This window comes from Haliscomenobacter sp., assembly GCF_040403615.1.
GTDB lineage: Bacteria > Bacteroidota > Bacteroidia > Chitinophagales > Saprospiraceae > Haliscomenobacter.
This window is the reverse complement of record NZ_JBBAKG010000036.1, coordinates 5,116-11,081: the sequence shown is the minus strand read 5'-3', so window position 1 is coordinate 11,081 and position 5,966 is coordinate 5,116. Positions and strand designations below refer to the sequence as shown.

Sequence of the window (5,966 nt, the reverse complement as noted above, 5' to 3'; positions counted from 1 at the left end):
CACCACCATTGCGAATGTATAACTCACGCAAAAAGTTAGCCATGGCACTGGGAGCTGACCAAGTTGCACCTGGATTCACGTGTTCCCATTGTACCTTGGCCTTGGCGTGAATCAATGAGGAACTTTTGAACGTGGGCTTGATTGCTTCCAGAACTGTCTTCATCCAACCAGCAGGCAATTTGCTGTTGGCATTGGTGCTTGAGATACGGTGAAGCTCGTACAATCCAATGTAGCAACCTTGATCAATTTCTTCCTGCAAAGGAAATGTGTCTTTGACGGCTGTTAGTATGTCCAGCAATACTTTACCGCTGTCATCGATTTCAATACCTTTTTGCGCATACTTAAAGTGACTCATAAAGTAATCATTGTCACCACGCAGATTATCTGAAGCACGTGAACCTTTGTCCTGCAAGTCAATACCTGCGATATCAAATTGATCTTGCATGGTACGAGCATCCACAACCTTCTTGTCACGGCTGCCATTTTTATAACGCACCAAGGCATTACGATGCAAATCGCCAGGAGTAAGTCGTTTAACACCAGTGTCGTTGAGCATCTCAAATGCGTAGGATGCAAAGTTGGGATCATCAGTTTCGACCACAGCACAAGGAATTTCTGCGTAGCCCAGTAGACCAGCCGCAATGGTACGGTGTTGAGCATCATATAAAAAGATTTGGCTGGCACCAATCATGCGGCAAGCAGATCCTGGACTGCAAATCCGTGGATCCCATTTTTTCATGATGTTGATAATGTGCTTGTGCAAGACATCACGTTGGACCTCATAATCAATCCAAAGGTCTTCGATTGCAATCATAGCACTGACTGGAAATCGATGTCCCAGTGCTTGAGCACGGGCTCGCCATGCTGTTAATTCTCTATCAGTGACGTTGTAATGTGCTCGGAGTTGTGTTTCAACTTCGGCAATCACATCAGTGAGTTTGCGTGTTAGGCGCTTCTGTGCCATTTTGACTTCCTTTCAATGACGTGCAATACGTCGGGTAATAAGCTGTCTGGTACTATACCTGACTTGCTTGTGTGTATTGTATAGCAGATACACCATGCTGTCAACCTCAACGTATTAGAATTTTGTTTTCCTGATTACGGTCACTGTAAACTTTGTGGCCAATGCGTCGAATTGTGTCTGCTGCCTCCTGGGGATTCGCTTCAAACATTTCACGTATATCATCTTCGTCAATTCCGTCTACTGCACTGATCAAGTAGATTTCATAATGGCGCTGAGGGTTATAACGTGCTCTCAATTCCCAGTGTTTGATGTTAGGTAGCCGCGGTGGCTCAACTCCTTTGAGCAGGGCAAAAGTTGTGTCAGCAGGATCCGGAACTCGTGCTACCACTTCAAGTCCGTGACAGTCCCACATGATAGCAAAGTGGCCCAGTTGACGGATATCTTCGTCGGTCACAGCTGAAACTTTTTCAAGTAAGATTTGACGTCGGTGTAGCCACCAGAAACTTCTTCCAACATCTCATCCATGGTCTCAAGGATGATCATGCGTTGCAGTACATCGGCCATGTCCTGATCTTCAGCATCCAACAGATTGTACCAATCTAGATATTCTTCTGCACTATCACAGGCCCACATGGCGTCCAGCATTTCTACCTGCTCGGGGGTTAGATTTTTAATTTCTATGCTCACATTGACACCTATTAAAGTTGCTATGTGTTGATTATACGGGATTTGAGATTATTTGTCAATTACAGCAAAAGTACTAGTTTTTACTGCCAGTACAGCGTGAATGCAAAGTGATCACGCTCTGAATCAAAGTAGAAAATGTAGCGGCCAGGACGTTGGTCTGTGCTGCCAGACACAAGTTGCCAACGCCATTCACCTGTGAGTTCAGTTTTACACCAGGCCAACACACGATCTAATTCACCGAAGGGTTTGCGTATTTCCCGGGCATGGATAAAACTGTCGCCTGGACGAATTTCAAACAGGGGTGCATGAGTGCGCTTCATCAACAATACTTATTATCGTGCCCATTTTAACTGATAAAATGTAGCCAAGGCCGGATCATAGAATCGAAATTCTGCATGTTTCTGCCGTGTCCATCCTTCTACGTTGTTGTATTCAGCAGTGATCCAAGCCCATTCAAAGTCTTGCTCTATAATCAAACCTGTTTGGAGCAATTGATTCTTTAGGTCAATTGCATCAAAGACTTCTATGCTGTCAACTCTAACTGTATGCATCGAGCCAGGCCGTTACGTAAAACAAACAGGGTTTGATCACGTGGGTCTCGGAACCACCAGGTCATATCGTTGATGTTGATGTCAGTGACATAACGATCGCCAGGCAGGCCAAAAAACTCTATGCCCCAGGTGGCAATCGCGTCCCAGGCTGTGATTGTGTCATACTCTCTGCCCCATGCTATTTGAGCACCGTGTGGAAAGTTAGGATCTTGCAAGCCACTCTCGCTGAATCACTGTGTCACAAGTTTGCCAGTTTCTTTCAAAAAAGATTCTGTGATCTGTAATGCCAAAGTAATTGCAGAAACTTTGTCCATAGCGTAGGTCATGGAGAGCGTCCCAGGTGTACTGTTTTTTCCACTCATCGTAGTCACTCTGGGGTATTGAGTTGGGAGTAAATTTCACACCCAAATTTTCAGCGTAGGTCATCATGTCCCTGATCATGTGTTTGAATGCCATATCAATCCCAAAGTGCTTGATAGTATTTGCCGAACAGTCGGAAGCCGTTTTGAATACGTGCTTCTACCACTTGCATACCTTCGTAATCGCACTTGTATGTGTTGTTAGGGCCGTCTTTCATTTGATAATGCTTGTGTTCACCTTTAGGCACTTCATTGCCGTCCCGGTCCACAGGTACCCACAACATATCATGTTCGCCCGAACGGAAAGCATCTTCCCAGGAGTCATCTGTTTTGCACTCAAACGCAAAGATCATCTCGCTCATGGCCCAATCCCAACGCAAGAAGTGATTGGCATCTGTGTCCCACTCGTTTTCTTTGGCTGGTGCGGCTGTGGATTTCAAGTGGTCGGGCACATCTTCATCATCCACAAAAGGAGCACCGTGCTTGGCCGCTTTGAGTTGCTTGAGCATGGGCAGAATAATAGGACTCAAGGTATGATCCATGCTCCAGGTGTCCCAGTAGTCAATCTTCACATAGTCAATCTTTGGATGCACACGATCCAATACCCATTGAATCACTCGGCTAACAGGAGTTAGACGGTCACTCCAGCGGTCACACCACTCTGGACGTTCCACATACTGGCATTCTTCTTCAAGACTGCGAATGCTCTTATCACGAGCACACTTTGACCAGTCAGTCCACCAGAACGCATAGTCCAACATGGTGTAAGGTGAGATCCAGTGATCTCGATATTTCGAAATGTATACTTTCATGTGTTATCCTTTAAGGGTGTAATTGAGTGTACCACCAGGTGGTCCAGGCAGCCAATGCTGTTACGATCACAACGGCTTCCACAATGTCCCAACGATGTTTTGTTTTTTGCTTTTGCTCATTGAGGTTATTGTTAATTGTGTTGGCACACAATGCAATCACTTCACGAGTGTTGGCAGTTCTCAATAGATCAGCAAATGTTTCCAATGGCTGTAGTACTGAGTCTGGCAAGTCATCCAGTACAAAGCCTGCTTGTTCTGCTAACTCTTTAGTTTTCTTGTCCATATCGTATTAAGTATCCACTTGAGTTTCGCACCAGATCCAGTACCGCACGTTCACTGTCTTCCCCCATTACCGAGTTGTTGATCACAGCCGACGCAATTAGCACAGCAAGTACGACCCACTCTGCATGCTCTCGCATTACCAATCACCATTGTCAACCCAACCACGTATGGTCAAGAACAACCAACCCACACTCCAGGTGCGTTCATTGGGACTGGGCCATCCATCGTTGGGCTCACGTCTAGCACCAGGCACCCAGCGCCAATGCAGTGGATTCAGTGTAACAATAACACTGATCCCACTGTATCGAAACCAGTTTAGATATCTACTGTTTTGAGTCGCCATTGTTCCGCCTGTTGTTCATATCCATCATAACCACGTGGGTTGCACATCACACGGCACGAGCCGATCATGTAGTCAAACTCATGATGAGTATGTCCGTGTGTCCAAAGTTTGATCTGTGGACGATCAAGAATAAACTGATCCAGGTCTGAACTGTAAGCACCATTCACCATGGTTTGATCTGCATACTGTGCATGAGTTGACGCCTTGCTGGGTGCATGATGACCAACTACCACGTACTTACCTGTGGGGTCGGTCGCAATTGACTCCTTCACAAACTTCAACATGGCCCGGTGTTCTTCCACAGTTGCCTCGGGACTGAATCTGCCATCACGTGTGTGACGGTGACCTTCCGAGTCCTTGTAATGCACAGGATGGCGACTGTCCTTGATGATTCTAAAATCATTCATGTAACTGCGAATACGATACAAGGTATCCGGATCTTCTCGATTCATGTCAGTCCACAGCGTACCACACAAGAATGTAACATCACCGATTATGATAGATTCTTTTTCCAAGACATGCAAGTTGGGCAAGTAGCCCAGCACATCCTTAAGATGTGCAAAGGCTGTGGCAAAGTCGCCATTGTAATATTCATGATTGCCCACAATGTAAATCACATGTGGGAATCTAGCATGACAGCGTTGAAAGAAGTCATGGAATCGATTGCTACGATATTCTGGACCCATCACGCCGTATGGATCACGTTGTGTGATATCATGAGCAACACAGATATCGCCGCTCAAGATCAGTACTTGGGCACCTTGATCATTTATAAAATCAAGGTCTCCGAATTCAAGATGTATGTCAGACGCTAGAGAAATTTTCACCGAGTTCTTTCAATTGACTTTTAAGGATACGCACCGCAGTCTCATCACCATCATAGATAGCGGCAGACTTGTCCGGATACAGTTGTCGAAAACGTTCTACAATTTCCTTCAAATTGTAACCTTGGCACACAAATGCTTTGGTAATACTATTATAGCAGAAATACTGATCTTGGTCAACCTCTACTGTAAGTGGGATCAGTTGCTCATGATCAAGATCTCTAACCACTTGGCCAATTTGGCGTGACTCCAAATAACGGCTCACTAGCCAGGTGAAAACAAACCAGGACACAATGCCCCAAAACACAAGATCAAGTATAAAATTTAGTAGTTCCATGATATATTTACTTTCATTATCTCATCGATTCTAAGGTGATCAGTTTGCCCAACTCTGCGTTGAAGTCATGATCATCGGGTACAACATAGATCTTGTTGTCATGGCGGTCAGTCTTGTGATCATAGCGCCTAAACGAAACAATTTTTCCACCATTGGCAGTGGTAATTGACAAGCTGAGATTTTCATGCCAGTCATGTTCACGGGCAACCAATCTACTTGGCTTGGTCATTGACAGCACCTCATTGGTAGCATTGCCTGTCTCTTCCCAGTCTTCGCGAACCCACTTAACTACTATGCTTTTCAACCACTTCATACTGTTTTCCTTTGTTTCAAATATTGTTCCCATTGTATCCACTGGTTCTGGACCAAGAATCCCCAATCACGTTGCTTGGGTCCTGGGCAGAACAAGGTCCAACATTCTACATCTGGATCCAGTTCTACCCTATGATAGGTACAGGCACTGGCCCAACGAACGCTGCCAGGTCCACACCAACGGGCAATCTCTCCGACCTTTTGACCTTCAGCATCAAACTGTGGTCGCCACTCCCAGTAGCCACCTCGAAGAATCACAGTCAGGAACGGCCAAGGATGATCATGCACATCTTCAGTATCTGATTTTAAAAACTTATGTACAAACACATTGAACGGAAATCTTTCACGATTCCGGAGAAACACATAGTAGCGTTCCAAGTATGGTTGATTGTCAACCCGGTCCATAATAATACGGTACCTACCCCATGATTCAAAGAGTTTTTTAAGCATGTTACTATTATACAGTATCTGTAATATTCAGTCAAGAAAAAACCC

General features: G+C 45.2%; 13 protein-coding genes. All 13 read right to left on the bottom strand.

Annotated elements, in window-relative coordinates:
- On the bottom strand, positions 1-964 hold a 964-nt coding region (locus ABW391_RS13380), incomplete at its 3' end, for a hypothetical protein (protein ID WP_353482382.1).
- Between the two features lie 106 nt (positions 965-1,070).
- Positions 1,071-1,418 (bottom strand): hypothetical protein, encoded by a 348-nt coding sequence (locus tag ABW391_RS13375; protein ID WP_353482381.1) that lies wholly within the window; start codon positions 1,416-1,418, stop codon positions 1,071-1,073.
- Entirely contained in the window at positions 1,415-1,651 is a 237-nt protein-coding gene (locus ABW391_RS13370; RefSeq protein ID WP_353482380.1) for a hypothetical protein, read from the bottom strand. The genes ABW391_RS13375 and ABW391_RS13370 overlap by 4 nt, the downstream gene beginning before the upstream one ends.
- Before the next feature lie 80 nt (positions 1,652-1,731).
- The gene (locus ABW391_RS13365) at positions 1,732-1,971 is read right to left on the bottom strand and encodes a hypothetical protein (RefSeq protein ID WP_353482379.1); all 240 of its coding nucleotides are present in this window, start codon (positions 1,969-1,971) and stop codon (positions 1,732-1,734) included.
- A gap of 12 nt (positions 1,972-1,983) precedes the next feature.
- Complete coding sequence (locus ABW391_RS13360) at positions 1,984-2,202, bottom strand: hypothetical protein (RefSeq protein ID WP_353482378.1); 219 nt, start codon at positions 2,200-2,202, stop codon at positions 1,984-1,986.
- A complete protein-coding gene (locus tag ABW391_RS13355; protein WP_353482377.1) occupies positions 2,175-2,417 on the bottom strand; it encodes a hypothetical protein in 243 nt (80 codons plus the stop codon). The genes ABW391_RS13360 and ABW391_RS13355 overlap by 28 nt, the downstream gene beginning before the upstream one ends.
- A 242-nt stretch (positions 2,418-2,659) precedes the next feature.
- Complete coding sequence (locus tag ABW391_RS13350; RefSeq protein ID WP_353482376.1) at positions 2,660-3,373, bottom strand: hypothetical protein; 714 nt, start codon at positions 3,371-3,373, stop codon at positions 2,660-2,662.
- 10 nt (positions 3,374-3,383) lie between these two features.
- On the bottom strand, positions 3,384-3,656 hold the full coding sequence (locus tag ABW391_RS13345) for a hypothetical protein (RefSeq protein WP_353482375.1): 273 nt from the start codon (positions 3,654-3,656) through the stop codon (positions 3,384-3,386).
- The gene (locus ABW391_RS13340) at positions 3,640-3,792 is read right to left on the bottom strand and encodes a hypothetical protein (protein ID WP_353482374.1); all 153 of its coding nucleotides are present in this window, start codon (positions 3,790-3,792) and stop codon (positions 3,640-3,642) included. The genes ABW391_RS13345 and ABW391_RS13340 overlap by 17 nt, the downstream gene beginning before the upstream one ends.
- Positions 3,792-3,998: a hypothetical protein gene (locus ABW391_RS13335; protein ID WP_353482373.1), complete on the bottom strand. Its 207-nt coding sequence runs from the start codon at positions 3,996-3,998 to the stop codon at positions 3,792-3,794. Before ABW391_RS13335 ends, ABW391_RS13340 begins: the two co-directional genes overlap by 1 nt.
- Positions 3,971-4,825, bottom strand: coding sequence for a metallophosphoesterase (locus tag ABW391_RS13330; protein ID WP_353482372.1), 855 nt, complete (start codon positions 4,823-4,825; stop codon positions 3,971-3,973). The genes ABW391_RS13335 and ABW391_RS13330 overlap by 28 nt, the downstream gene beginning before the upstream one ends.
- Positions 4,803-5,159 (bottom strand): hypothetical protein, encoded by a 357-nt coding sequence (locus ABW391_RS13325; RefSeq protein ID WP_353482371.1) that lies wholly within the window; start codon positions 5,157-5,159, stop codon positions 4,803-4,805. The genes ABW391_RS13330 and ABW391_RS13325 overlap by 23 nt, the downstream gene beginning before the upstream one ends.
- 16 nt (positions 5,160-5,175) lie before the next feature.
- Positions 5,176-5,472: a hypothetical protein gene (locus ABW391_RS13320; protein ID WP_353482370.1), complete on the bottom strand. Its 297-nt coding sequence runs from the start codon at positions 5,470-5,472 to the stop codon at positions 5,176-5,178.
- Positions 5,473-5,966: the final 494 nt, after the last annotated feature.

What these genes read in the sequence shown, in the direction of transcription:
- ABW391_RS13320 (WP_353482370.1), bottom strand. Translation starts at nt 5,472, where the DNA reads ATGAAGTGGTTGAAAAGCATAGTAGTTAAGTGGGTTCGCGAAGACTGG.
- ABW391_RS13325 (WP_353482371.1), bottom strand. Translation starts at nt 5,159, where the DNA reads ATGGAACTACTAAATTTTATACTTGATCTTGTGTTTTGGGGCATTGTG.
- ABW391_RS13335 (WP_353482373.1), bottom strand. Translation starts at nt 3,998, where the DNA reads ATGGCGACTCAAAACAGTAGATATCTAAACTGGTTTCGATACAGTGGG.
- ABW391_RS13350 (WP_353482376.1), bottom strand. Translation starts at nt 3,373, where the DNA reads ATGAAAGTATACATTTCGAAATATCGAGATCACTGGATCTCACCTTAC.
- ABW391_RS13360 (WP_353482378.1), bottom strand. Translation starts at nt 2,202, where the DNA reads ATGCATACAGTTAGAGTTGACAGCATAGAAGTCTTTGATGCAATTGAC.
- ABW391_RS13365 (WP_353482379.1), bottom strand. Translation starts at nt 1,971, where the DNA reads ATGAAGCGCACTCATGCACCCCTGTTTGAAATTCGTCCAGGCGACAGT.
- ABW391_RS13340 (WP_353482374.1), bottom strand. Translation starts at nt 3,792, where the DNA reads ATGCGAGAGCATGCAGAGTGGGTCGTACTTGCTGTGCTAATTGCGTCG.
- ABW391_RS13345 (WP_353482375.1), bottom strand. Translation starts at nt 3,656, where the DNA reads ATGGACAAGAAAACTAAAGAGTTAGCAGAACAAGCAGGCTTTGTACTG.